The 25,693-nt window shown below is 55.2% G+C and carries 24 protein-coding genes and 1 tRNA gene; 11 read left to right on the top strand and 14 right to left on the bottom strand.

The window, feature by feature from the left end; genetic code table 11:
* Positions 1-33: 33 nt before the first annotated feature.
* The 3 genes from FJM65_RS04755 to FJM65_RS04745 all read right to left on the bottom strand — a co-directional run bounded on the left by FJM65_RS04755 (position 34) and on the right by FJM65_RS04745 (position 4,099).
* Positions 34-1,083 (bottom strand): hypothetical protein, encoded by a 1,050-nt coding sequence (locus FJM65_RS04755; protein ID WP_239022827.1) that lies wholly within the window; start codon positions 1,081-1,083, stop codon positions 34-36.
* 307 nt (positions 1,084-1,390) lie between these two features.
* Entirely contained in the window at positions 1,391-1,873 is a 483-nt protein-coding gene (locus FJM65_RS04750) for a hypothetical protein (protein ID WP_140619986.1), read from the bottom strand.
* 87 nt (positions 1,874-1,960) lie between these two features.
* A complete protein-coding gene (locus FJM65_RS04745) occupies positions 1,961-4,099 on the bottom strand; it encodes a copper-translocating P-type ATPase (RefSeq protein WP_181163636.1) in 2,139 nt (712 codons plus the stop codon).
* A gap of 300 nt (positions 4,100-4,399) precedes the next feature.
* Here FJM65_RS04745 and FJM65_RS04740 point away from each other — a divergent pair, with 300 nt between their 5' ends.
* On the top strand, positions 4,400-5,971 hold the full coding sequence (locus tag FJM65_RS04740) for a vitamin K epoxide reductase family protein (protein ID WP_140619984.1): 1,572 nt from the start codon (positions 4,400-4,402) through the stop codon (positions 5,969-5,971).
* On the top strand, positions 5,955-7,274 hold the full coding sequence (locus FJM65_RS04735) for an amylo-alpha-1,6-glucosidase (RefSeq protein ID WP_239022826.1): 1,320 nt from the start codon (positions 5,955-5,957) through the stop codon (positions 7,272-7,274). The genes FJM65_RS04740 and FJM65_RS04735 overlap by 17 nt, the downstream gene beginning before the upstream one ends.
* A 208-nt stretch (positions 7,275-7,482) precedes the next feature.
* On the opposite strand, the gene FJM65_RS04730 is transcribed toward FJM65_RS04735, so the two are convergent.
* The 4 genes from FJM65_RS04730 to pheS form a co-directional block, all read right to left on the bottom strand.
* A tRNA-Asn gene (locus tag FJM65_RS04730) sits at positions 7,483-7,556 on the bottom strand.
* Positions 7,557-7,689: 133 nt separating this feature from the next.
* Positions 7,690-8,106 (bottom strand): Rieske (2Fe-2S) protein, encoded by a 417-nt coding sequence (locus FJM65_RS04725; RefSeq protein ID WP_140619982.1) that lies wholly within the window; start codon positions 8,104-8,106, stop codon positions 7,690-7,692.
* Positions 8,096-8,956, bottom strand: coding sequence for a 3-hydroxyacyl-CoA dehydrogenase NAD-binding domain-containing protein (locus FJM65_RS04720; RefSeq protein ID WP_140619980.1), 861 nt, complete (start codon positions 8,954-8,956; stop codon positions 8,096-8,098). Before FJM65_RS04720 ends, FJM65_RS04725 begins: the two co-directional genes overlap by 11 nt.
* 183 nt (positions 8,957-9,139) lie before the next feature.
* Positions 9,140-10,165, bottom strand: a complete 1,026-nt coding sequence (gene pheS / locus FJM65_RS04715; RefSeq protein WP_140619978.1) for a phenylalanine--tRNA ligase subunit alpha — start codon at positions 10,163-10,165, stop codon at positions 9,140-9,142.
* Positions 10,166-10,998: 833 nt separating this feature from the next.
* Here pheS and FJM65_RS04710 point away from each other — a divergent pair.
* The 3 genes from FJM65_RS04710 (at position 10,999) to FJM65_RS04700 (ending at position 13,688) form a co-directional block, all read left to right on the top strand.
* On the top strand, positions 10,999-11,802 hold the full coding sequence (locus FJM65_RS04710; RefSeq protein ID WP_140619976.1) for a LiaF transmembrane domain-containing protein: 804 nt from the start codon (positions 10,999-11,001) through the stop codon (positions 11,800-11,802).
* Positions 11,803-11,926: 124 nt separating this feature from the next.
* Positions 11,927-12,976: a sensor histidine kinase gene (locus FJM65_RS04705; protein ID WP_140619974.1), complete on the top strand. Its 1,050-nt coding sequence runs from the start codon at positions 11,927-11,929 to the stop codon at positions 12,974-12,976.
* Entirely contained in the window at positions 12,948-13,688 is a 741-nt protein-coding gene (locus FJM65_RS04700; RefSeq protein WP_140619972.1) for a LytR/AlgR family response regulator transcription factor, read from the top strand. The genes FJM65_RS04705 and FJM65_RS04700 overlap by 29 nt, the downstream gene beginning before the upstream one ends.
* On the opposite strand, the gene FJM65_RS04695 is transcribed toward FJM65_RS04700, so the two are convergent.
* Positions 13,685-13,915: a hypothetical protein gene (locus FJM65_RS04695; protein ID WP_140619970.1), complete on the bottom strand. Its 231-nt coding sequence runs from the start codon at positions 13,913-13,915 to the stop codon at positions 13,685-13,687. The two genes, FJM65_RS04700 and FJM65_RS04695, sit on opposite strands and share 4 nt — an antisense overlap.
* Before the next feature lie 11 nt (positions 13,916-13,926).
* Here FJM65_RS04695 and FJM65_RS04690 point away from each other — a divergent pair, with 11 nt between their 5' ends.
* From FJM65_RS04690 to FJM65_RS04670, 5 genes are read left to right on the top strand one after another with little or no spacing between them, the layout of a single operon-like run.
* Positions 13,927-14,574: a TetR/AcrR family transcriptional regulator gene (locus tag FJM65_RS04690; RefSeq protein ID WP_239022825.1), complete on the top strand. Its 648-nt coding sequence runs from the start codon at positions 13,927-13,929 to the stop codon at positions 14,572-14,574.
* 26 nt (positions 14,575-14,600) lie between these two features.
* Positions 14,601-16,058 carry a TolC family protein gene (locus FJM65_RS04685; protein ID WP_140619968.1) on the top strand — a complete coding sequence of 486 codons (1,458 nt, stop codon included), beginning with the start codon at positions 14,601-14,603 and terminating at the stop codon, positions 16,056-16,058.
* Between the two features lie 32 nt (positions 16,059-16,090).
* On the top strand, positions 16,091-17,242 hold the full coding sequence (locus FJM65_RS04680) for an efflux RND transporter periplasmic adaptor subunit (protein WP_140619966.1): 1,152 nt from the start codon (positions 16,091-16,093) through the stop codon (positions 17,240-17,242).
* Positions 17,243-17,260: 18 nt separating this feature from the next.
* A complete protein-coding gene (locus FJM65_RS04675) occupies positions 17,261-20,674 on the top strand; it encodes an efflux RND transporter permease subunit (protein WP_140619964.1) in 3,414 nt (1,137 codons plus the stop codon).
* 6 nt (positions 20,675-20,680) lie between these two features.
* A complete protein-coding gene (locus FJM65_RS04670; RefSeq protein ID WP_140619962.1) occupies positions 20,681-20,932 on the top strand; it encodes an acyl carrier protein in 252 nt (83 codons plus the stop codon).
* A 301-nt stretch (positions 20,933-21,233) separates the two neighbouring features.
* Here the strand turns inward: FJM65_RS04670 and FJM65_RS04665 are convergent, their stop codons facing one another.
* The 4 genes from FJM65_RS04665 to FJM65_RS04650 form a co-directional block, all read right to left on the bottom strand.
* The gene (locus tag FJM65_RS04665) at positions 21,234-21,938 is read right to left on the bottom strand and encodes a M48 family metallopeptidase (RefSeq protein ID WP_239022824.1); all 705 of its coding nucleotides are present in this window, start codon (positions 21,936-21,938) and stop codon (positions 21,234-21,236) included.
* A 293-nt stretch (positions 21,939-22,231) separates the two neighbouring features.
* Positions 22,232-22,450, bottom strand: a complete 219-nt coding sequence (locus tag FJM65_RS04660) for a hypothetical protein (RefSeq protein ID WP_140619958.1) — start codon at positions 22,448-22,450, stop codon at positions 22,232-22,234.
* Between the two features lie 16 nt (positions 22,451-22,466).
* Positions 22,467-23,018: a YkvA family protein gene (locus FJM65_RS04655; protein WP_140619956.1), complete on the bottom strand. Its 552-nt coding sequence runs from the start codon at positions 23,016-23,018 to the stop codon at positions 22,467-22,469.
* A gap of 204 nt (positions 23,019-23,222) precedes the next feature.
* Entirely contained in the window at positions 23,223-23,837 is a 615-nt protein-coding gene (locus FJM65_RS04650) for a C40 family peptidase (protein ID WP_140619954.1), read from the bottom strand.
* Positions 23,838-24,071: 234 nt separating this feature from the next.
* Here FJM65_RS04650 and FJM65_RS04645 point away from each other — a divergent pair, with 234 nt between their 5' ends.
* Entirely contained in the window at positions 24,072-24,449 is a 378-nt protein-coding gene (locus FJM65_RS04645) for a hypothetical protein (protein WP_140619952.1), read from the top strand.
* Positions 24,450-24,461: 12 nt separating this feature from the next.
* Here FJM65_RS04645 and FJM65_RS04640 read toward each other — a convergent pair whose 3' ends face one another.
* Positions 24,462-25,304 carry a sulfurtransferase gene (locus tag FJM65_RS04640; protein ID WP_140619950.1) on the bottom strand — a complete coding sequence of 281 codons (843 nt, stop codon included), beginning with the start codon at positions 25,302-25,304 and terminating at the stop codon, positions 24,462-24,464.
* 77 nt (positions 25,305-25,381) lie between these two features.
* On the bottom strand, positions 25,382-25,660 hold the full coding sequence (locus FJM65_RS04635) for a YciI-like protein (RefSeq protein WP_140619947.1): 279 nt from the start codon (positions 25,658-25,660) through the stop codon (positions 25,382-25,384).
* Positions 25,661-25,693 lie beyond the last annotated feature (33 nt).

The following is a 25,693-nucleotide window of genomic DNA, read 5'->3' as shown; positions in this document are numbered from 1 at the left end:
TTGCGTCCCCTTCGTGCGATAGCGCTGGTACTATCAGATTACTTTGTGCTGCACAGTGGCTTCCGCTTCCCAGAGGCACAGGGTTTTTCCGTTCGGTAATGTATAGATCCGGGGGGTGTTGCCTTTGCCCAGGTCCTGGGTGGTATTCGTGTTTAACTCTTTGTATTTGATGTGGCCCTCTTCCTGCCATACAATGCTGGTATGGGTGCCGTCCTGCGTCAGGGCACAGCTTCTGCCGGTAGCTACTTTCTGCTCCGGCTGGTTTTCCTGGCAATAGAAAATCTCGCCTTTGCGCTGCCATACCGAACTTACCTGTCCTTTAGCGTTGAGAGCGATGCCGCCGCCGTCCATGGGGCAGCCTTCCAGTTTCCAGGTGCCCTGGCCAAATTTTTCAGGTGCCGTGAACGTGTTGTCCTTGTCTGTGGAAGAAGTATGGTAAATGTCGCGCGAGCCGTTAAGCCAGTTCCGGAAGGAGATGGTCAGCTTGTTGTGGTTAAAGGTGATGTTGGGTTTGCAGCACTCGCAGACCGATTCGTCAGGGGAGGCATACACCAGCTTGTTTGCTGCCCAAGCGGTTTTGCCGCCATGAAGGGAAGAGAAGTATACTTTGTTTTTCTTGTTTCCGCGGGTATCCAGCCACACGGCATAAAACCCGTCTTTGTCGTCGGCAGTGAGCGCCATCAGGCCTTCTGGTGCCGAGCCGTCCAGGTCATTGGCTTGGGCCACTGTGGTCCATTTACCTGTGCTGTGGTTTAGCTGGTAGGCGTGTATGTTGCCGGCTTTGTCCATGGCAGCAATAAGGCTGTAGTTTCTGGAGGACGCGATTTGCGGCCCCCGCGACATGCCCAGGTGCATATCCGGAAGGACGGCTACCTGCTCCGGTTCCGAAAAGTGTTGCCCGTTATCGGTAGAAACCATACAATAGATTCCGTCTCCCTGCCCAAACACCACCCGTACCGTGCCGTTGGGAGCGATCGCCGCATTGGGCTGTTTTCCGTTAACCACGGCACTGGCAGCGGTGGCCGTGATGATACAAAAGACTGCCCATACAAGGAGCAAGCAGGTTTTCAGGTATTGCTTCATGATAACACAGGGTTAGAGTATTCCAAGGCTTGACAGTAGCAGGCTTGTAGGTGATGAAACCAAAGATATACATTTAAGCAGCCGGGCGAAATTTTTCAGGCAGGATTTCAGGCGTCATCAGGCTTAGAGAAAAGCGCAAGTATACTTAGGCGCTTGCCGGAAGCTTGACATACACCGGGTGCAGCGCCAAAAGGCTACGTGGCGCAGCATCGATCTTCCCGGGTGCACCATGTATCGGATTCAGCATGTTTCGGATAGCTCATGGGAGGTTCCGGTGTGCCGAAGCGTATGTGTAACCTTCATCCTTTTATTTAGGTGTGTTTCCCATGTTCTTCATCATCTGCTGATAACAACTCTCATCCATCATCCCCTTTTGGCGCATCTGCCGCATCATGCCCTGCATCATCTGGCGGTGCTGGGTCATCATCTGCGCCATTTGGGTACAGTTAGCGGAGTCTTCGGCGCAGGCAGCTATCATCTGCTGCATCATCGTGCGCATGTTTTCACGGCTCATGCCACCCATCATGGCGGTGTCGCTCATCATCATACTTGTATCCCCCATCATGCGGCCCCGGCCCATCATGCCTTGTCCCATCATCATGCCGCCCTGCGGATGGTTGCGCATCGCCTGCATCATCTCCTGGCGCATTTCGGGGTTGTCCATAATGGTGGCGTATACTTCCTTGCGCTGCGCCTCGTTATCCATTACCTCCTGCACGGTTGCCTCCCTTTGGCAGCTGCTCGCTGTTAGTATAAGCAGGAAAATACTTGGTACTATTAATTTTTTCATAGCTGTAGGTTATTTAAAGTTTGTTAGTGATTTGTACGATTTGCATAAAGTATAGTATGAATTTTTCCCGCGGAAGTATAGCCGGGCTTACTTTATCTTCTTGCGCAGCAGCTGCGCGTTGATGGCCACGATCACGGTGCTCAGGCTCATCAGCGCAGCCCCCACAGCCGGCGAGATCATGATGCCTTGGTTATACAGGATACCCGCCGCCAGCGGCACGGCCACCACGTTGTAAGCCGTGGCCCAGATCAGGTTCTGTATCATCTTCTTATAAGTGGCCTTGCCGAAAAGTATAAGCGAAGCGATGTCCTGCGGATTGCTGTTCACCAGTATGATATCGGCTGTTTCGGCGGCCACGTCGGTACCCGAGCCAATGGCAATGCCCACGTCGGCCTGCGCCAGGGCAGGGGCGTCGTTCACGCCGTCGCCGGTCATAGCCACGAATTCACCTTTGGCCTGCAGCTCTTTTACCTTCTCCTGTTTCTGGTGCGGCAGCACGTTGGCCAGGTAACCGTCCATCTGCAGCTTGTCGCTCACGCTTTTGGCCACGCGCTCATTGTCGCCGGTGAGCAGCAGGTTTTTGATGCCGTTCTCTTTCAGCACCTGTATCGCCCCGGCAGACTCTTCCCGGATCTGGTCGCGCATGGTGATGTAGCCAACCGGTGCTCCATCTACTAAAGTATAAACCACTGTTTCCACACCCTCCTCGGCCTGGCTGGCAGGTACCTGTATGTTATACTCCTGCATATAGTTTGGCCCCACTACCTTCACGTCTTTTCCTTCCACCTTGCCCTCCAGCCCTTTACCTGGCAGGTAGTTAAAAGACTGGGACGGAGGGACAGGTATACCATCCGCTTTCACCTTCCTAAGTATGGCCTGTGCGATGTAATGCTCGGAGTTCTGTTCCACCCCGGCTGCCAGACGCAGCATTTCCTTTTTATCGATAGCATTCTCAAAAGTGACGACAGAAGCGATCTCATGGGAGCCCTGGGTGAGGGTACCGGTCTTGTCGAAGATGATGGTGGTGATCCTGCGGGAGTTCTCGAAGGCGGTGCGGTTGCGGATAAGCAGGCCGTTGTTGGCCGAAACGGCCGTAGAGATGGCCACCACCAGCGGCACAGCCAATCCCAGCGCATGCGGGCAGGAGATAACCATCACGGTTACCATGCGCTCCAGGGCAAAGGCAAAGTCCTGCCCAAGTATGAGCCACACAGCCAGCGTGCCGAAACCTGCGGTGAGGGCCACGTAAGTCAGCCACTTGGCGGCACGGTCGGCCAGGCGCTGCGTCTCCGACTTGGTTTTCTGCGCCTCCTGCACCAGGGTGATCACTTTGTTCAGGTAGCTCTCTTTGCCGGTATGCTCCACCTTCACCCGCAGCACCCCGTTGCCGTTAATGGATCCGCCGATTACTTTATCGCCTTTGCTCTTTTTAACGGGCTTGCTCTCGCCGGTCAGCATGCTTTCGTTCAGGTGGCTCTCGCCGTCCTCCACCACGCCGTCGGCCGGTACCTTCTCGCCGGGTTTCACCAGTATCAGATCATTTTTCTTCAGCTCCTCAATCCGCACTTTCACCGTCTCCCCACCGCGTATCAGCATGGCCTCGGCCGGCATCATACTTACCAACAGCTCCAGCGCCTTGGAGGCCCCGAGCACCGAGCGCATCTCGATCCAGTGGCCCAGCAGCATGATCACGATCAGCGTGGCCAGCTCCCAGAAAAAGTCCATCCCCTGCAGGCCAAAGACGGTGGCGGTGCTGTAGAGATAAGCCACCGTGATGGCTACCCCGATCAGCGTCATCATGCCCGGCGCCCCTTTCTTTACCTCTTCTACCAAGCCCGTCAGGAAAGGCCAGCCGCCGTAGAAATAAATGATGGAGGAGAGCGCAAAGGCAATGTACATGGCGTAAGGCACGTCCAGCGAGAAGCCCAGGATGTGCTGCACCATCGGGCTAAGTATGATCACAGGTATGGCTAAGACCAGTGATACCCAGAAGCGCTTCTTGAAGTCAGCGATCATCATGCGGTGGTGGTCGTGGCCGTGCTCCCCGTGCGCCGCATGGCCCATGTGCTCTTCATGCGGTGGGGGCGTGCCTTCTCCGTGCGGCATGGCTTCGTGGTGAGCGTGTAGCGTTTTCTCCTCCAGCTTTTGGGCTATGTTATTGGCTTCGTTTTCAGCCTGGCTCTTAGAACCATGATGGTGCTGGTGATGCTCGTGAGGATGCGTCATTTCATCAACTTATGGTGTTGTTCTAACTTATTGAACGACGTAGAGCTTTTAAATGATGCTGGTCATGTATTGCTGCGAAAATGTCGGGAGGCAAAGTATAAAATACGAAGGTGATAAATAAGCTGGCTACGCTTCAGGAGAGAGGGCTATACTTTCATCTGTAAAACCATTACGGCACAGGATGGGTAAACCTAAGGATGATGCCGGAGCTAATGCATTTTTGTGTTGCCCAGCTTGTTTAGTATCAGTTTGTTACTGCCGAATCGGTAAAGAAAGTATAAAATTTAGCACATACCTGTAATGGATAAGAAGCAAGATAAGCACAACGGTAATGGGCAGCACCAGAGCGGCGGCATGGGCATGCGCGGCGTAACCCGGCCCATGGCCGAGAAGCAAATGCGGGAGCATAACAAGGAAATGCACAAAGGCGAGGGAGATGGCGATAATGGCAAGAGCCACGAGATGAAGATGGACCCGGAGATGCGCCAGAAGATGCTGCACATGCACCACATGCAAACGCTCTGGGTTTACTGGATGATCGTTATACTTGGTTTTTGGGTGCTGATCTCTCCCTTCACCTTCGACTACGGGATTGGCACCGTGGAGCCCTCCGGCGGCCGGTCGGTGTGGCTCTCGCTGGAGCAGCGCATCCAGTTCATGAAGTGGAGCGACATCATCAGCGGTGCTTTGCTCATCTTCTTCGGGTGGCGCGGCCTTACGCCTAACCGCCCCATCAGCCTCTGGATCTGTTGCTTTGTGGGCATCTGGCTCACCATGGCGCCCATACTTTTCTGGTCGCCCTCGGCGGTGGCTTACCTCAACGATACGCTTGTAGGAGCCCTCATTATTGCGCTCACCATCCTTATTCCCGGGATGCCCAACATGATCATGTATATGAAAATGGGACCAACCGTGCCACCGGGCTGGAGCTACAACCCCAGCAGCTGGCCGCAGCGCTGGATCATGATGGTGCTGGGCTTCCTGGGCTGGATCGTGTCGCGCTACCTGGCCACTTTTCAGCTAGGGTATATGGATTCGGTATGGGATCCTTTTTTCGGGCCGCAGAGCGAACAGGTGCTCAATTCCAGCATGTCGCACTCGCTGCCCATTTCCGATGCAGGCCTGGGGGCCATTGCTTATACTTTTGAGTTCCTGATGGGGTGGATGGGCAGCCCTGCCCGCTGGCGCACGATGCCGTGGATGGTCGCTGTGTTCGGCATCCTGGTCATTCCGCTGGGGCTGGTGCACATCTTCCTGGTGATAAGTCAGCCGGTGATGGTAGGGGCCTGGTGTACCTTTTGCCTTTTGGCCGCCGCCATCATGCTGCCCATGATCCCGTTGGAGGTAGACGAGGTGGTTGCCATGATACAGTTCATGAAAAAGAAAATGGCGAAGGGCGAAGGCTTCTGGAAACTGTTCTGGGAAGGCGGCACGATAGAGGGCGGTGAGAAAGAGGAGCATGCACCGGAGCTGATGAAGTTTCCGGAAGAGCCGGGCAAGGTATACGCTGCCTCTGTTTGGGGGATGAGCTTTCCGTGGACGCTGCTGATTTCTACCTTGCTTGGGGTGGCGCTGGTGTTTGCGCCGGGTATGTTTGGCGTGCCGATACAGGATACTGTGGCGGATGTGCTGCACCTGACAGGCTCGCTGGTTGTGGTGGTGTCGGTGATCTGCATGGGGGAGCCGCTGCGCATAGGCCGCTACCTGAACGTGCTGCTGGGGCTTGCGGCGGCGGCGGCTCCGTGGTTCCTGGGTGGCCCAACGGCCCTTCATATCACGGGGCTAGTGCTGGGGCTGGCGGTGGCGGCACTGGCTATACCTCTCGGACCGAAAACACAGCGCTATGCAGGGTGGGATGCCTACATCAAGTAAAAGCGTGCAGCCTGCCGAGCAGCTGCTGTCGGACGAGGAACTGGTAAAACGAGTTCGCCACCTGCTGCACCGCAACATGATCAGCGGGGAGCGGGACGGCTTTGCCTACCACTTCACCAAGCCCTCCCCGGAAACTTACCCGTTCCAATTTTTTTGGGATACCTGCTTCCATGTGTTCACGCTTGCGGCTTTGGGCGAGGTGGACATGGCGAAGAAGCACATGCGCAGCCTGTTCCAGATGCAACGGCCCGACGGCTTTGTGGGGCACATGAGCTACTGGAAGCGCCTGTGGCCGGGGCGTATTACCGACCTGCTGCAGCTGCGCCCGGAGGACGTGCTGAAGCTCCATAAGCCGCACATGTCGGCGCTGGTGCAGCCGCCGCTGGCCGCACAGGCCGTGCTGCGCATCTACCAAGGCGACGAGGATCTAGGCTTTGTGAAGGAAATGCTGCCGCGGCTAAAGAAGTTCTACCGCTGGCTGGCCGCCAACCGCGACTTTGAAGGGGAGGGGCTGCTCTCCATCATCTCGCCCTTTGAGTCGGGGATGGACTGGAAAGCCAGCTACGACCCGGTGCTGGGCTACGACAGGGGCAAAGCCGGGCCGCTGCTGTTCTGGAAAGTGCTGCAGGTGGATGCCCATAACTTCCTCAAGAATTATAACCTGCCCGAGCTCTACAAAAGCAACAAATTTATTGTGAAGGATGTGGGGTTCAACACCGTCTATGCACAAAACCTGGAAGCGCTGGCGGAGCTATGCGCCATACTTGGCGATGAGGACGAAGCCCATTTCCGGGAACAGGCAAGTATAACCGGGCAGAGCATTTTGCAGCGCATGTTTGACGAAAAAGACGCGGCTTTTTACGACCTGCACGGGCATCATTTCGACAAACTAAAAGTACGCACAGGCACTCTCTTTTTCCCGGTGGTGCTCAAAGCTGTACCCAAGGAAGTATGCCAGCGCGTGCTGGAGCGGCACCTGCTGCATAAAGACGGTTTCCATGTGCCATTTCCAGTGCCTTCGCTTGCCATAGATGAACCCGCCTTTAACCCTAACGAGTCGCTGTACCTTTGGCGCGGCCCCACCTGGGTCATGTTTAACTGGTTCATACAGGAGCATCTGCTGGAGAAAGGCTATACCGAAGAGGCCGGTAACCTGTTGCAAAGCGTGAAGCAGCTTATCAGCAAGAGCGGTTTCAGGGAGTACTACGATCCCTTTACCGGCGCTGGCCACGGGGCAGAGGACTTTACCTGGTCGGGGCTGGTGGTGGACATGATGGAGCGGCAGCGGCAACACAATGCCTGAAGTTTATACTTTAGGGGCACGACGTTTAGTTTTCCGGCAGATTATGCTGGTTGTTATGCTTCCAGAAGATAGATCAGGGAGTTCGGCAAAGGGTCGGGAAAGTCATCATACTACCAAGAATGACAGTATTTAGGTGCTTATGTATGCAAATCGTATGCAAATAAAAAAGCCACTTAACGGTTTTACGCGTAAGTGGCTTTTCTTTAAGCTCCCCCTCCTGGGCTCGAACCAGGGACCCCCTGATTAACAGTCAGGTGCTCTAACCAACTGAGCTAAGGAGGAATGTTATGTTATCGTCGGCAACTGTCTCGCCGTTTGATGATGCAATATTACGGCAGTAAAGCTTAATACGCAAGTATGACTCTAAAAAAAACTTTCTGCCGTATTTAAGCTCTTGTAAATCAAAGTATAAATTTTAATTGGTGATATAGAGCGTAGAGGCCACCAAGGAGGTTCTGTATTGCCGCAAGGCCGAAATGGCCGGTCCGCCAATCACCTGGCCCTGCAAATTATACTGGGAACCGCAGCAGGGGTCAGTTATGTAGAGCCGCGATTGGTCTACCTCCAGCACACAGTCAGAGCTAGGGTCGTAGGTGCAGGTACGCTCAAAGGCAAGGTAGCTGCCGGCGTTCTGCCGCACCACAATAATGCCGTTGTAGCCATCTGGCAGGTAAGCATAGCCGCCATCCTGGAGCAGGTCGGGGTACAGCTGGCTGTTTACACTGATCTGCGCGTTTACCGGCACGTTGGGTATAACAGGGCTGTTGTTATTGCTGTTGTTGCACGAAAAGGCAAGTATGGACAGTATGAAAAGTATGAGCTTAGTTCGCATAAGTATAAAATCCTTGGCCCGACTTGCGGCCACAGTGCCCGGCATTCACCAGTTGCTGCTGTATATGGCTCGGCCTGAACCTGGCCTCATACTGAAAGGCCTCAAACATGGAGGTGGTTACGGAATAATTGGTATCCACGCCGATCAGGTCCATGAGCTCAAAAGGGCCCATTCTAAAGCCACTGGCCTGCATCAGCTTGTCAATGGTTTCTACGTCGGCCACGCCTTCCTCCAATAGTTTCAGGGCTTCTGTGTAATAAGGTCGCGCCACGCGGTTCACGATAAAGCCCGGCGAGTCCTTTGTCATCACGGCAGTCTTACCTAGCTTCCCTGCGAGTTCTTTTATAATGTGCGCTACTTCAGGAGAAGTGGCGGCACCGGAAATTACCTCCACCAGTTTCATGATGTGTGCCGGGTTAAAGAAGTGCATGCCCACCACGCGCTCCGGGTTAGGCACGGCTGCGGCAATCTGCGTTATCGGGATAGAGGACGTGTTAGAGGCAAGGATGGTAGCGGGCGTGTTGATATTGGCCAATTCCTGAAAGATGCTCTGCTTCACCTCCAGCCGCTCCACCACCGCCTCAATAACCACATCGCAGCGCAGCTGTAGCATGTCGCCGGTATAAGTCAGGTTTTTCAGGGCGGCTTCTTTATCAGCATTCGTTAGCTTCCCGCGCTCCATACCTTTATCCAGGTTCTGAAGGATACGTTGCCGCGCCTTCTCCAGCGCCTGTGCCTCAACATCAAAAACCATCGTTTTATACCCTGCCTGCGCGCATACCTGGGCAATGCCCTGGCCCATGGTGCCGGCACCGATTATGCCTATGGTTTTGATGTCCTCCAGTTGCATCTGTTTAATTGTTAAATGGTTGGATGGTTAAATTGTTGTTTCTGCAGCTGAGCAAAAGCTTTATACTTTTAGCAGGATCATACTCGCTTAAACGATGTTTATCCCAGAACGGCAACAGGTGAAAAGTTCTGGAAGGCCTTACTACCAGCGAAGCACAACAACTAACAATTTAACAACCAACAATTAAATAACCCCCTCAAACTGGCGCAGGAAACGCACGTCATTTTCGGTGAAGAGGCGCAAATCCTTTATCTGGTACTTGAGCATGGTAATGCGCTCAATGCCCATGCCGAAGGCAAAGCCGGAGTATACTTCCGGGTCGATGCCTGAGCTTTGCAGTACGGCAGGGTCTACCATACCAGAACCTCCGATCTCTACCCAGCCGCTGCCTTTGCAGATGTTACAACCCTCGCCTTTGCAGATGAAGCAGGTAATATCGATCTCGGCGCTTGGCTCCGTGAACGGGAAAAACGATGGCCGGAAACGGATCTGCGTGTTCTGCCCGAACATCTCTTTAGCGAAGTAGTACAGGGTCTCCTTCAGGTCCTTAAAGCTCACGCCCTTGTTTACGTATAATCCCTCTACCTGGTGGAAAACCATATGCGCTCGCGCTGAAATAGCCTCGTTGCGGTACACGCGGCCCGGCATAATGCTGCGCAGCGGCGGCTGGTTGTTCTCCATCAGGCGCACCTGCACGGTAGAGGTATGGGTACGGAGCAGTTTCTCCTTGTCTTCACTCAGGAAGAAGGTATCCTGCATCTCGCGGGCCGGGTGGTTCTCGGGGAAGTTCAGGGCAGAGAAGTTGTGCCAGTCGTCCTCCATCTCCGGCCCCTCGGCCACGTTAAAGCCGATGCGCTCAAAAATGCGCACGATCTCCTGGCGCACCAGCGAGAGCGGGTGGCGTGTGCCCAGCGTGTTCGGTACGGTTGGCAGTGTAAAGTCGAAGCCTGTGTCGCCGGCAGTATCAGCGGCGCTGGCCAGTTGCTCCTGTGCCTGGTCGAAACGCTCCTGGGCACGGTTCTTCAGGTTGTTCAGCTGCTGGCCCACCTCCCGGCGCTGCTCCGGCGCTACCGTTTTCAGGTTGTTAAACAGGTCGGCAATGCGGCCCTTGCGGCCAATATAGGCTATGCGGAATTGCTCCAGTTCGGCGGCGTTGCTAAGCGGTGCCGCTTCTATCTCTTGTGCTACTTGTTGTATGTTCTCCACCATAATATGCAAAGATAACAATTTGACGTGTTTTCCCTCTATTTAGGTAATGCTGAGTTAGTATGCAAACAGAGGAGTTTGGAGGGGGGAGCTGAGGCGCGGAATCAGAACCTGCTGTTCTGGACTTCTGGGTCCAGAACTTTCTCTGCTGCGGACATCCTGGTCTTCGTGGCTGCAGCGCCGGGTCCAACCACCCCTGCCCCTCCTTGTCTAAGGTGGGGAACTCTGTTCAAGCTCCGTCAGCCGCGGCTATCAAAAACTGATCCCAGCCTTTGGGTTGAGCGCCTTGTGAGATCCGGTGCCGCCTTAGCGGCAGCCGTAGCGCAGCGGAAAAGAGGGCCCCTACCCCCGGCAGGAGGGAACACAGCGCGATGCCCGAAGGCGAGGCCTCCCGGCCTTGGAGGGAGCCAAGTAGGAGATGCAACTTTAGATTTGTAAGACTGCGCATCAGCAGCGACTAGAAAGGATAGCTTGCCTCCAGTTGCAGGAAGCAATGGCTATAGAAGTTATAAATACACAGACAGGGGTTCTCAGCAGGAAGGTTCCGGACAGGGGTGTCCGAAACAGCAAGAGTATAGCTGTATCAAGTTGCAGAAAGCCGTAGCTAAAGTATAAAGGCACCCCGAAAGCCTTCGGAGCGCCAGTAATAGCAAAATATAAAACGCTAGAAACGTAATCTCTCAATGCCATCGGTAAATTGCGGAACCACTATATACTTTGTAGTTTACCGCCGCAAACCTGCAGCTTACCGACTAATGACCCGCCCCCGCCTATTAGCCCTGGACGCGTGGGCACAGAGGCAGTATCTTTACAGCATAAACTTAAAGAAAAGGACTATGGAAAACAGAAATCAAAACTTCGGAAACAACTGGCCGGAGCGCCGGGGGGGCACGGGCGGCAAAGTAATGGCTGGCCTGCTGCTGATAACAGTGGGCGTGGTGATACTAGCCTCCAAGCTGAACATTTTCTTCTTGCCCGGTTGGGTATTCTCCTGGCAGATGCTGCTGATTGTGCTGGGCCTGTTCATTGGCTTTAGGCATAACTTCCGGAAGTCGGGTTGGCTGGTGATGGTGCTGATAGGCACCGTGTTTCTCGTAAACGATCTAGTAGCGGGATTTAACCTGCGCATCTACTTCTGGCCTATCCTGCTAATAGGTATAGGTTTGTGGGTGATGCTGAAGCCGCGCCACCGGTACGACAGGCGGGTTAACCCAAATTCGCCCAGACCAGCTGAGCCAGCCGGTGACTATACTTACAACGACAGTGCGCCCGGCGCGGAGGAGGAGCCTGTTTACTCTGCCGAAGACATTGTGGACGCCACTGCCATACTTGGAGGCATCAAAAAGCATATCATCTCCAAGAACTTTCAGGGCGGCGAGGTAGTGAGCGTGTTTGGCGGCACAGAGCTGAACCTTACCCAGGCCGATATTCAGCACCCGGTTGTGCTGGAGGCCACGCAGATCTTTGGCGGAACCACGCTGATCATCCCGCCGCACTGGCAGGTAAAATCAGAGATGGTGGCCATACTTGGCGGCGTGGAAGACAAGCGCCCGGTGCTGCCCGACGGCTACGACCCCAACAAAGTGCTCATCCTGAAAGGCACCACCCTTTTCGGAGGCCTCAACATCAAGAGCTACTAAATAGATAATTGTTGATTGTTAATTGCTGTATGTTGTACTTGACAAACAGTGGCTGCTCATACTATAACCGAAGTACAAAAGCCGAATAAAACAATCAACAATCACCAACCAACAATTCATTGCCATGCCTCAGAGTCGGGTTATACTTGCTTACCTTGGGTGGGCGCTGCTGTGGGCGGCGGTGCAGGCGGTGCTGCTGTGGTCGGTGGGGTTTAGCGTGCAGGTGGCCGCTACCGATGCCCTGCTGACCAACCTGCTGCTGACCGTGGGCGGCTACGCCATGGGAACCGGGCTGCGCTACTACCAGCCAAGTATACGGGAGGCGGCTTACCTGTTGGGGTGGAGCATGGGACTGGGTGTTATTTGCATCATGCTGTTCTACTGGGCCGCCACCAGGCTCTTTGCCGGCGATGAAGTATACCTGGGTTTTGTGGAGGCCACGCTGGCCGTGCGCTTTGTGTTTACCTGGCTGATGGTGCTGCTGCTCCTGCTCCTGAGCTGGTTCTGGTTTTATACCTTGGAGCGCCAGCAGGACGAGCAGCGCAAGGCTGCCGCCGAGAAACTGGCCCGCGAGGCAGAGCTCCATACCTTGCGCCAGCAGCTACAGCCGCACTTCCTGTTCAACAGCCTCAACTCCATCTCGGCGCTGGTGGTGGCCCGGCCGGAGCAGGCGCGCACCATGATACAGCAGCTCTCAGACTTTTTGCGCGGCACCCTGCGCAAGGACGACCAGCAGCAGGTGAGCCTGGCCGATGAGCTGCAGCAGCTGGAACTGTACCTGGAGATAGAGAAAGTACGATTCGGGCACCGCCTGCAAACTGCCGTTGAAGTACAAAATGAAACAATGAACATGCGTCTGCCGGCCCTGCTGCTGCAGCCCGTGGTAGAGAACGCCATCAAGTTTGGGCTTTACGACACGGTGGGCGACACCGTGATAAGTATAAAAGCCACTGCCCAGGACCACCACCTGCTGCTGCAGGTGCAAAACCCCTACGACCCCGCCACGGCACGCCCGCAGCGCGGCACCGGCTTCGGGCTGAGCTCCGTGCAGCGCCGCCTGTACCTGCTCTACGCCCGGCAAGACCTGCTGCAGACGCGTCAGGAGGAGAACCAGTTTATCACCAGCATCAAAATCCCGCAGAAAAATGATGAAGTGTTTAGTTATAGACGATGAGCCGCTGGCCCGCAGCATTGTGGTGGAGTACCTGCAGAAGTACCCCGAGATAGAGGTGGTGCAGGAGTGCGGCGACGGGTTTGAAGGTATAAAAGCCATACAGCACCACCAGCCCGACCTGATTTTCCTGGACATACAGATGCCCAAGATTAACGGCTTTGAGATGCTGGAACTGGTGGAGCAGGCGCCGGGCGTGATCTTTACCACCGCTTTTGACGAGTATGCCCTGAAAGCCTTTGATGCCAACGCCATAGATTACCTGCTCAAGCCCTTTAGCCAGCAGCGCTTTGATGCGGCCCTGCAAAAGTGGCTGGAAAAGCGAAGTATAAGCAACCCGGAAAGTAAGCCCGACCTGAACGAAGTGCCCGCCAAGCAGCCCGAGGAGCAGCTGCGCATCGTGGTAAAGGCCGCCAACGACATCCGCATCATTCCGGTAAAGGATGTTTTGTACCTGGAGGCTTACGACGATTACGTGAAAATCCATACTTCAGAAGGGCTCTTCCTGAAGAAGAAAACCATGAGCTACTACGAGCGCGTGCTGGACCCGAAGCAGTTTGTGCGCGTGCACCGCTCCTACATCATTCCCCTCACCCAACTCACCCGCATTGAGCCCCTGGAGAAAGACAGCCATGTGGCCCTGCTGAAAAGCGGCGTGCGCATACCCCTGAGCCGGAGCGGCTACAGCAAGCTGCGCACCGTGCTGGGCATTTAAGGGTAAATTTTTTTTATAGGATTCCTGCTTTTTGGCAGCGGCAGGGCCTGGCGGCAGCAAAGTGCTTTTCGTCGGGTATAGGTATGGATTTGGAGCATAAAAGAGCCTCTTAGTCCGGAAAACACCTGGCCGGTGGGATGGTTATACTTTTGTAAGTATCCTATACAACAGGAAGATAGGCGGATGATATTTAGCATGGAAACTTTTGAAACAAAAAATGTTTCCATAGTTTTGCGGCATGAGCAACCAATGTATGGAAACGGAGGAGAAAACAGAAACGGAGCTGCGGATCTTAAAATCATCGTTCGAGCTGTTCCGAAAGCGTGGCTTTAAAAGCGTATCGATGGATGACATTGCGCAGCACCTGGCTATGTCCAAGAAAACGCTGTACAAGTGGTTCCGCAACAAGGACCAGGTAGTGCACGACGCCACCCAAAACTATTTGCAGAACGTGCAGAGCGAGTGCGAGTGCCAGCTAACGCAGGCCGGCAACGCCGTGGAGGAGCTGTTTCAGATCATGGCCCTAACTAAGCAGGTGTTCTCTGAGATGCACCCTTCCATTTTCTACGATCTTAGAAAGTACCACCCCGACAGCTGGGCGCTCTGGAAGCAGCACAAGAACAGCTTTATGCTGGGCAAAGTGAAAGCGAATATTGCGCGCGGCATGCGGGAGGGGCTGTTCCGCAACGACCTGGATGTTGAAGTGACCGCCCGCATGCGGCTGGCCCTGATCGAGCTTCCCTTTAACGCAGAAGTATACCCGCCCCACGAGTTTAATGTAAGGCAGGTGCAGCTGGCCGTGCTGGAGCACTACATGCTGGGCATGGCCACGCTAAAAGGCCACAAACTGATAAACAAGTATAAGCACATCACCGAGGAAGAATAGCACCATCTACTACCACACATAAAATTATGAAGAAACAGATTAGCCTGATAATTGCCCTGCTGGCCATACTTCACGCAGGCTTTGCGCAGGAACCCATGCGCCTGAGCCTGCAGGAAAGCATAACGTATGCACTGCAAAACCGCGCCAGCCTGCAGGCCACCCGCAACGAGGAACGCATTGCCGACGCAAGAGTGGGCGAGATCCGCGCCACTGGTCTGCCGCAGGTAGACGGTTCGGTGGAAGTTGGAAATAACTTTATCCAACAGAAAACGCTTGTTGACCCCAGTGCCTTCTCACCGGCGCAGCTCGACCCGTTCGTGATCACGCCGGAGCAGCTGGCATCGGGGCAGCCGATTACGCTGGAGCCCACTTACTCACGCCCGGAGCCTACAGAGGGCGGGCTGCAGGCCATTACCTTTGTGCAACCTTACAGCGGCACGGCCACCATCACCGGAAGCCAGCTGCTCTTCGACGGGTCCTACCTCATCGGCCTGAAAGCGGCTAAAACTTACACCGAACTTTCGCGCAAAGCCACCACCCAAAGCGAGATAGACGTGGCGGAGCAGGTAAGCAAGGCCTATTATGGCGTGCTGGTGAACGCGGAGCGCATGGAGCTGCTGCGGCAGAACCTCATCCGCCTGGATACTTTGCTGTTTCAGACACAGGTGATGTTTGAGAACGGCGTGGCCGAGAAACTGGATGTGGACCGCCTGCGCGTGCAGCGCAACAACCTGAAAGTGGAGGCCCAGAAAACAGATCGCCTGATGCAGCTGAGCGAGAACCTGCTCAAGTTCCAGATGGGGCTGCCCCAAAACCAGCCAATCGTGCTTACCGACGAGCTGGCCGAGGTAGACATTGATATGAGCCAGCTGCACCCGCAGGACTTTAACTACAGCAACCGCATCGAGTACTCCGTGCTGGAAACGCAACGCGACCTGGCCGAACTGGACCTGCGCAACCGGAGGTCCGGCTACCTGCCTAAGCTATACTTAAACGCCCGCTACGGCTACATGGGCGTAGGCAAATCATTCTCGGATGTGATGGATGTGCGGGCCGGAGCTAACAACACCACCAACCGCAACTGGTTCGACTTCGGGTATGTGGGGGCACAGCTGCAGGTGCCCATCTTCGACGGCCTGCGCAAGCACTACCAGGTGCAGCAGGCTAAGATTGCGGTTGAGAACACCAAGCTTGGCTTTGAGACGCTGCGCCAAAGTATAGACCTGGAGCTGAAACAGGCCTCCACGGAGCTGACCAATGCTCTGGATGTGCTGGATGCGCAGCAGGAAAACCTGGCGCTGGCCCAGGAAATCGCCCGTGTGGCTAAGATCAAGTTCCAGGAGGGCGTGGGCTCTAACCTGGAGGTGGTAAACGCCGAGACCGACCTGCGCGAGGCCCAGACCAACTACTACGGCGCCATGTACGATGCCCTGATTGCCAAGGTGAACCTGGCAAAGGCCACCGGCACCCTATACACAAAATAAAACGATCGAAAAACCAATCTATCCTACCAGACATGAACCGAATTATAGCCATAGCATTTTTTGCCTGTACCCTGAGCCTTGCCGCCTGCAACGGCAAAGAGGACAAGGAAGCCCAACTGGCCAAGCTGAAAGAGCAGCAGACGGACCTAAAGGAGCAGATAGCCGAGCTGGAGGCCGAACTGAAAGCCGAAGGCAAAACCGTGGCCGCACAGAAGAAGACTGTGCCGGTATCGGTGATGGCGCTGGAGCCGGACACATTTCGGCACTTCCTGGAGGTGCAGGGGCGCGTGGACTTTACGCAGAACGTGATGGTGAGCGCCAAAGTACCCGGCGTGCTCACCAGCGTGCGCGTGGAGCGCGGTGACCGCGTGTCGAAAGGACAGACCATGGCCACCATTGATGCGCAGGTGCTGGAGCAGAACATCGCTGAGCTGAAAACCCGCCTCGACCTGGCCAAGATAGCCTATGAGAAACAGAAAAACCTGTGGGACCAGCAGATAGGCACGGAGATGCAGTACCTCACGGCCAAGAACAACAAAGAGGCGCTGGAGCGTAGCCTGGCGGCCCTACAGCAGCAGCGCGACCAGTTCAACGTAAAGGCCCCGATCAGTGGCGTGGTGGACGAGGTGGTGCCAAATGCCGGAGAGGCCGTGGCCCCGGGCATGGGCATTATCCGGGTGGTAAACCTGCAGGACGGAAAGATAGTGGCCGAGGTGTCGGAGGCATACCAGAACAAGGTGAGCAAGGGCGACCAGGCCATAGTATACTTCCCGGACCTGGACAAGGAAATAGAAACGACCGTGGAAGTGGTGAGCAGCTTTATTAACCCGACCAGCCGCACGTTTACGGTAGAGCTTCGGCCTAAAAGCACCAGGGAAATAACGCTGCGCCCGAACATGGTGGCGGTGGTGCGCATCCAGGATTATAAGAACGATGGCGTGCTGATGTTGCCGGTGAACCTGGTGCAGAAAGACGAAAAGTCGGCCTATGTGTACGTGGCCGGAAAACAGGGAGACAAGTATGCGGCCACGCGGCGCGAGGTAACGACAGGCAGGAGCTACGGCGGCAACGTGGAAGTGCTTAAAGGCCTGGCTGCAGGCGATTTGGTGATTACGGCAGGCTACCAGAGCGTGAACGAGGGGCAGCCCGTGGTGTTCGCGGAAAACAGCCTGACGCAAAAGTAACCGCTAAAGTATAAAACTATGAAAGAGTTTAAGCCAACCAGCTGGTCTATCGACAACAAGACCAGCATCTATATCATCACCATCATCATTACGCTGGCAGGCATCTTCTCTTATGTAAACCTGCAGAAGGAGAACTTTCCGGACATCGTGATCCCGACCGTGATGGTGGCCACCATACATCCGGGCACCTCGCCGTCGGATATGGAAAACCTCATTACCAGGCCCATTGAAAAAGAGCTGAAGGCCATAAACGGCGTGAAGGAGATCACCTCCAACTCCATGCAGGACTTCTCCATCATTACCGTAGAGTTTAACACCGATGTGGAGGTGCCGGAGGCCAAGCAGCAGGTGCGCGATGCCGTGGACAAGGCGCGCGCCGACCTGCCCACCGACCTGGACCAGGAGCCGAACATCCAGGAGATCAACTTCTCGGAGTTCCCGATCATGTACGTAAACGTGGCGGGCAACTATAGCCTGGATCAACTGAAAACCTATGCCGAGGACCTGCAGGACCGCTTTGAGGCTTTCCCGGAGATAACTCGCGTAGACATGGTGGGCGCCCTGGACAAGGAGGTGCAGGTAAACGTGGACCTTTACAAGATGCAGGCCGCGCAGGTGACGTTCAGCGACATTGCCACAGCCATTGCCCGCGAGAACGTGACCATCTCCGGGGGCAACGTTACCGTGGGCGAGGCCAGGCGCTCGGTGCGCGTAACGGGCCAATACGTAAACCCTGAGAAGATAGGCGACATCGTGCTGAAGTCGCTGGGTGGGGCTAACATAAAGCTGCGCGACATTGCCGAGGTAAAAGAGGGCTTTGAGGAGCAGGAAAGCTACGCGCGTTTGGGCGATAAGCCTGTGATCACGCTGAACATCATCAAGCGCAGCGGCGAGAACCTGATCGAGGCCTCCGATAAGATACGGGAGACGATAGAGGAAATGCAAGGCGCTACGCTGCCCGCTGACCTGGACGTGACCATCACCGGCGACCAGTCCACTACCACGCGCCATACCCTGAACGACCTGATCAACACCATCATCATCGGCTTTGTGCTGGTAACCATCATCCTGATGTTCTTTATGGGTACCACTAACGCCATTTTTGTGGGCCTGTCGGTGCCGATCTCCATGTTCCTGGCGTTTATACTTATGCCTACCTTCGGCTTCTCGCTGAACATGATCGTGCTGTTCTCGTTCCTGCTGGCGCTGGGCATTGTGGTGGACGATGCCATTGTGGTGATTGAAAACACGCACCGCATCTACCATACTTCCAACCTCAGCATCGTGAAATCTGCGAAGGTGGCGGCCGGCGAGGTGTTTGTGCCGGTGCTGGCGGGTACGCTTACCACCGTGGCGCCGTTTCTGCCGCTGGCTTTCTGGCCGGGCATTGTAGGCAAGTTTATGTTCTTCCTGCCCATCACGCTCATCGTTACGCTCATGTCGTCGCTGCTGGTGGCCTTTATCATCAACCCGGTGTTTGCGGTGTCGTTTATGAAGCGCGATGCGGAAAACGTTAGTACGCCGCGCTCCCGCCGCATTTTCTGGATCGTGGCAAGTGTGGCTATCGTGGTGGCGGCCTTAGGCTACATCGTGGGCTGGTATGGCACTGCCAACCTGATCATGCTGTTTGTGGTGCTGGTGCTGCTAAACAAGTATGTTTTTGCCGGCTGGATAAAAGGCTTTCAGGAGCGCGTGCTGCCCCGCTTTATGTCGGGCTACGAGCGGCTGCTGCGCTGGATGCTGGTGGGCTGGCGCCCTGTCTGGGTGTTCTCAGGGATCATCGCGCTGTTATTCGTTTCGGTTGCCCTGACCATAATCCGCCCGCCTAAAGTGGAGTTCTTCCCGAGCAGCGATCCAAACTTTGTCTATACTTACATCAACATGCCGGTGGGTACCGACCAGGCCGTGACAGACTCTGTGACGAAGCTGGTGGAGAAGCGAGTCTACAGCGTGATCGGGCGGGATAACCCGGATGTGGAGTCGGTGATCTCAAACGTGGCCATCGGTGCCGGCGACCAGAACGACCGCTCTACCACCGCGCAATCGCATAAGGGCAAAATAACGGTTGCCTTCGTGGAGTATAAAGACCGCCAGACCGGCAAAAGCTCCGGCGCCTACCTGAACGAGATCCGGGAGGCGGTGAAAGGTATACCCGGCGCAGACATCACCGTGGATAAAGAGCAGAATGGCCCGCCGGTGGGCAAACCTATCAGCATAGAGGTGGCCGGAGAAGACTTTGAGGGCCTGATCAAACTATCGAAGCAGGTGGAGCAGTACATAGACCAGCAGAACATTGGCGGGATAGAGGAACTGCGCTCCGACCTGGAGGACAGCAAGCCCGAGATCGTTATCAACATAGACCGGGAGCGCGCCAACCGCGAGGGCATTAGCACAGGCCAGATAGGGCAGGAGATGCGCACCGCTATCTTTGGCATGGAAGCCTCCAAGTTTAAGCGCGACGAGGACGAGTACCCGATACAGGTGCGCTACGCCGAGCCGTACCGCGATAACATCGACGCCCTGCTGGACATGCGCATCACCTACCGCGACATGAACAGCGGCCTTATCCGCCAGATACCCCTCTCCTCAGTGGCAGACCTGGAGTACTCCACCTCTTATGGCGGCATTAAGCGCAAAGACCTGAAGCGCGTGGTTACCCTGGAGTCGAACGTGCTGAATGGCTACAACGCCAACGAGGTGGTGCAGCAGATCCAGGAGTCGCTGCAGAACTTTGATACGCCGGAGGGCTACGAGATAAGTATGGGCGGCGAGCAGGAAGAGCAGCAGGAGACAGGCCAGTTTCTGCTGGTGGCGCTGGTGGCTGCTTTCTGCATCATCTTCCTGATCCTGGTTACGCAGTTTAACTCGGTGTCCAAGCCGTTCATCATTCTGTCGGAGGTGCTGTTCTCGATCATCGGCGTGCTGCTGGGCTTCTCCATCTTTGGCATGGATGCCTCGGTGGTGATGACAGGCGTGGGCATTGTGGCGCTGGCGGGCATTGTGGTGAAGAACGGCATCCTGATCGTGGAATTTACGGACATTCTGCTGGACGAAGGGCGGGAGCTGAAAGAGGCGATTGTGGAGGCAGGCAAAACGCGCCTGAACCCGGTGCTGCTAACAGCCACAGCTACCATACTTGGCCTCATCCCGCTGGCGCTGGGCATAAACCTCAACTTTTATACTTTGTTCACCGAGTTTAAGGCCGGGTTTTTTATGGGCGGAGATAGCGCCGCTTTTTGGGGACCTTTGGCCTGGACTATTATCTTTGGCCTCGGATTTGCTACCATCGTTACGCTGCTGATCGTGCCAGTGATGTATTTGCTGAACGAGAAGCTGAAAGACCGCGTGATAAGCAAAGAAAAGCGCGGCGCCCTGAAGCTAAAGCAGCAGGGGCAGCCCGTAAACGGAAAAGTTAGAGAATACACAGTTTAAACTACTATGATTGCTACGAACACTGCTATTGAGCGGGAGGTTATCCGCATCATTAGCAAAACAAAAGAGATAAAAGCCGACCGCCTGTGGGCCGACCGTCTGTTGCAAGACTTTGGCTTTGATATGGTGGATGTGGTGGATATCATTCTGGAGCTGGAGAAAAGCTTTCAGATCATCATTCCGGATGAGGTGCAGATAGACAAGGTGCGCGACTTTGTGGATGCCGTTGCGCTGCACGCCCTCAGCCCGGCAGAGTGACCTAACCAAGTATAACCCTCTAAAAGCAAAAGCGCTGCAGTTAGTTCTGCAGCGCTTTTTTGATGTTCTGTCCGTTTACTGCACCAATACCAGCTGGTCCGTGCGCACTCTCTTTCACTTATCTACAGGCAGATTCCCCTCCTGGTAGGCGTTAGGGTGAGGTTTAAGCTGTATAAATAAGGCATGCACATCAGCCAATAAGGCAGCACTATACTATGGAGCAGCAGCCGGGGCCGTTGCCAGTTTGTTATCATGCCGTAAGTATAACTCTATTTTGTAAAGTAGGGCAATAGGCAGTGCTTTAGAAGATGGAAATTCGGTAAGCCTTCAGTTTTTTGTCGAGGCCTTTGGCATCGCCGCACACCTTGTCCAGCAGCGACCAGAAGCGGGGGCCGTGGTTCTTCTCCACGGTGTGGGCCAGCTCGTGCAGGATCACGTAATCGCAGAGAGCGTCTGGCAGGCGCATCAGGTGCAGGTTCAGGTTGATGTTGTTGGTGTGCGAGCAGCTGCCCCAGCGGCTCTTGGCGTTCTTGATGAAGACGTTCTGGTAGCTAAACCCGAACTTTTCGGCAAAGTAGGCCACCCGCTGCGGCAGGTATTCCTTTGCCTCCTTGCGGTAAACCTCCTCAATGGATTTCCGGATAAACTTCTGCACATCCGGGTCGCCTACTTCCTTAAACGCGGGGTAAAACACGTCGATGTAGCCACTTTGGATAACGCAGCGCATATCGTAGCGGGCATGGGTAAGCAGGCGCAGCGTGTGGTTCCTGGTCCTGAACGCACTGTTGTGGTCGTAGGCGGTTACCTTTTGCTCCTGCTGCTGCATGCGCGCCTGGTGCTCCTTGATCCAGTCGGCTTTGGTATAGATAAGCTGCTCCGCTTTCTCGAAGCTGATGTGCGGCGGTACTGCCACCCGCACCCCTTTTAACGGGCGTACGCTGATGCTCAGTCGCTTAGCTTTGTCGCTCCGCTCAAACAGCACCTTGCCTATACCGTCGATATGCAAGTTGACGGATGTAAGACGTAAGAATGATGAAGACACTGGCTAAAAGTTAAAGTACAAAATTCTATGTCCCAAAGATAGGTATTAATTTAATTAAAAAAAGACTAAGGCAGAAGCTTTTATCTCTTTTAATTTAAATTAATGTATTTGTATTGTGATATATTTTAGGGAGTTAGGCAAAGGAATGCGGCGCAGAAAGGCCTCAGGTATGAATAGGGAAAGCTGAATAAAGTACAAGAAAAACAGCATCGGCAGAGGCGCTGTGGCCTGCCGATGCTGTGGTTTTAAAAGGTTTTTTACCGGACGTTGCCGCCGGTGGGTAAATCATCGTTCGGGTTTTTGGGCTCGCGGCTGCTGTCGGTGGTGGCGGCGCGCTCGCTGGCCTCATGCGTAGAGGTGGCAGTGCCTTCGCCGCTGGCGTGGTGCCCTTCGGAGGAATGCCAGTCGCGCGGCTGCTTTTGCTGCTTCTCGGGCTTTTTCTCCTGCTTCTTACTGTTCTCCTTGTTCGTTTCCATAGGTGCGTTTGCTTCGTTAAATGGTCGGGTTCGTGTTAGTTTGCACATCGCCGGCAGCGCGGTCGCTATACTTGGGCGTGCCGAAGGATATGTCTGCCTCGTGCTTTTCGGGGCTGGCGGCGGGCTCCTGGTCGTTTACCTTTATGGGGCGCGTGGCCTCCCACTCCTTAAACTTATCCAGCTCGGTTTTGATGCTGGCCATAAACCAGGCCAACAGGCTGGCGTCGTCCAGCAGGCCGATCACCGGAATCACGTCCGGGATCACGTCTATCGGCATCAGAAAATAAAGCAGCACGGCCACACCGCCTACCAGGGTAGCCGTAGGAATGCCTTTGTACTCGCCGGAGCTGGCTGCTTTTAGCATGCGCGTAAGCAGCTGCAGGTTTTCCCATACTTCGCCTGCAATGGCCCCCACGCCTTTTTTGGCCGTGGCCTTTTTCAGCGTTTCGCTTATTAGTTTGGCCACCTCTGACGGGTGCTTCAGGTAGCCTTCCGCTTTTTCCAGTATTTTCTTGAAGATGGCGCTTTGTGCCACTTTTTTGCCTTCCGGGCCTCTGTTCTCTGTCATGCTTCTGCTTGCTTGTTCGTGTGTTGCTTTTCCTGGGCTACTGCCAATTCAGGTGCAATTTGCTTAAACATACGGTAACCTTCCTATACTTGCTCCCTATAAAATTGTTATGGTTTGGGCATAAAAAGCTGGCAGGCAGCGGGCAACCAGCTCGCCATGCGTTGGCGGAACAGTGCTTGGCGTATAGCCTCGCGAAGGAAAGGCTTAATTTACCCTGCCGGCGGCAAAGTAGCGGTTGCGGAAGTATGGCTCAGAAAGAGAGCTAACCATTACGCCTTTGCTGGTAGCCGAGTGAATGAACTTATTGTTTTTCAGGTAGATGCCCACGTGGAACACGGGACCTTTGGGGCTGCGGCGGAAGAACACCAGGTCGCCGGTGCGTACGCTGTCTTTCCTGACGTGGGTGATGTTGCGGAACATGGAGTTGGAGCTGCGGTTCAGCCGAATGCCGTATACTTCGCGGTAGAGGCTGGTGACGAAGCCTGAGCAGTCGGTGCCGTGCTTGCTGCTGCTGCCGTAGCGGTAAGGGGTGCCAATCCATTTAGAGGCGGCCTCCACCAGTGCGCGGTAATCGGGGTTCCTGAACCGGAGGCCCAGTTTCTTTACGAAGTACTCCTCGGGCGGTGTAACCGGCTCTTCGTCCGGCTGCAGGGGGCTTGCCTCCAGCGCGCGCAGCATGTCATCCGGTGAGTTGATGGCATAGGGCGTAACGGCAACCGGCAGGGCAGCCTGCTCGGGCGCAGCAGGGGCTACTTCGTAAAAGTACGACAGTACCGTAGCCAAAACAGCCAACGCGCTAAGTATGATCGCCTTTTTCATAGAATGATATTTTGCCGAGCCGCCAGGGCAGCTTAAGGGGCAGGCTAAAGCTCCTGATTTTGGTGCAGTTAGCTTCCGCTGTCCGGTGCAAAATTACACCTTATCTGCTTAAGTGCCAAACAGTCTGATAGCTGCAAAGTATAAGCCAAGGCAATTTTAGGTGGCCGGGGGCAACATTGTGGCACTGCAGGCAAGTATAAGGGTGGTATAGGCAGTACTATTTTAGCTAGAGCTATGGAATATAAAGTTGTGGAGCGCTCGTTGTTTGCCCGCATTGCCCGCCTGGTGCTGAAGAGCAGCAACGTGGCGATGGTGCTGGGCAAAACGATTCACCTGAGCGGCGTGAGCCGGGAAGCCTTTCTGAAAGATGAGGGCTGGGTGGCGCATGAGCTGTGCCATATCCGGCAGTTCCGGGAGCATGGCTTTTTTCGGTTTCTGTGGCTATACCTGCAGGAGTCGTGGCGGGTGGGCTACTACAACAACAAGTATGAGGTGGAGGCGCGGCTGGAGGGCATGAAGCACCGCCGCCACCTGAACCCCTCACGCAAGGCCGCCAGCGCCATTACCCCCACAGAGGCCCCACTGCCCATCGACACAAAAAAGGTAGAATAGCGCAGCTATACTTTACTCCTCTCCGGTGCCAATCGTGCGCCCGCTCCTCGACCACTCGCTCCAGGAGCCGACGTATAGTTTGGGCATCTCCAGCCCGGCATAATCCATGGCCAGCAGCGTGTGGCAGGCGGTAACGCCGGAGCCGCAGTGCACCGTCACCTTCTCTGGCTTTCTGTTACCGAGGGCGTTTTCATACTTTGTGCGCAGCTCCTCCTGCGGCAGGTAAAAGCCTTTGCTGTCGAGGTTGGAAGTATAGGGGATGTTTACCGCACCCGGGATATGGCCGGCTACCAGGTCTATGGGCTCTACCTCGCCGCGGAAACGGGCGGCGGCGCGAACGTCTATCACCAGGTTGTCGGGGTTTTGGGCGGCCTGCTCTACTTCTTCTACGGTAGCCATGGGCAGCTGCCAGCCGTGTTGCGGGTAAGGCGGCTGCGGGTGGGGCTGCTCTGTTTGGCTGCTAACCGGCAGGCCGGCCTCTTTGGTTGCCTCATACCCGCCATCCAGCACCTGCACGTTTTGGTGGCCCAGGGCACGCAGCATCCACCAGAAACGGGCCGCGGCGTTGGCCCCGCTCATATCATCGTACACCACCACCCGGCTCTCAGGAGTTATCCCTAGCTGCCCTAGAAATGCTGCAAACTCCGCAGGGCTTGGCAGCGGGTGCCTGCCACCCACTGCAGGGTTATCCGTTGGCCTTGCCAGGTCTGTTTCCAGATCGGCAAAGAGGGCGCCCTGCAGGTGCTCGTTTTTATACTTGTCGCGGGCGGTGGGGCCGGAGCGGGCATCAATAAGTATAAGGTTTTCCTGCGGAAGGAGCGGCGCCAGTTCCTGTGGCTTGATGATGGGCTTCATAGTTTTATAGGCTTAGGTTTAAGAGCCAAGCTCCGGGACAAGTATAAACGCTGGCCCCGGAGTTTGAAATAGATGATTTACTCGCCTCCGGCAACTACCGTCCATTGGCGCACCTGCCACTCGCGTATCAGGCCGTTCTTTACATACGGGTCGTTTTGGGCAAAGGACTCGGCTGCCTGCGGGCTGTCGCCTTTAAAGATCAGCACGGCGCCGTCGGCTGGCTCTGCCAGGGCGCCGGCCATCACCAGCTCGCCTTTTTCGTGGGCCTTGTTGATCATGTCCAGGTGCTCGGGGCGGTATGCGCCGCGTTTTTCGAGGTAGTCTTCCGTGGTTTTGTAGAAAAGGATGTAGTACATATATAGGTATGGTTATTTTAAGTTGATCTCTTG

Source organism: Pontibacter mangrovi (assembly GCF_006385705.1).
Taxonomy (GTDB): Bacteria; Bacteroidota; Bacteroidia; order Cytophagales; family Hymenobacteraceae; genus Pontibacter; species Pontibacter mangrovi.
This window is presented reverse-complemented; position numbering and strand designations above follow the sequence as displayed.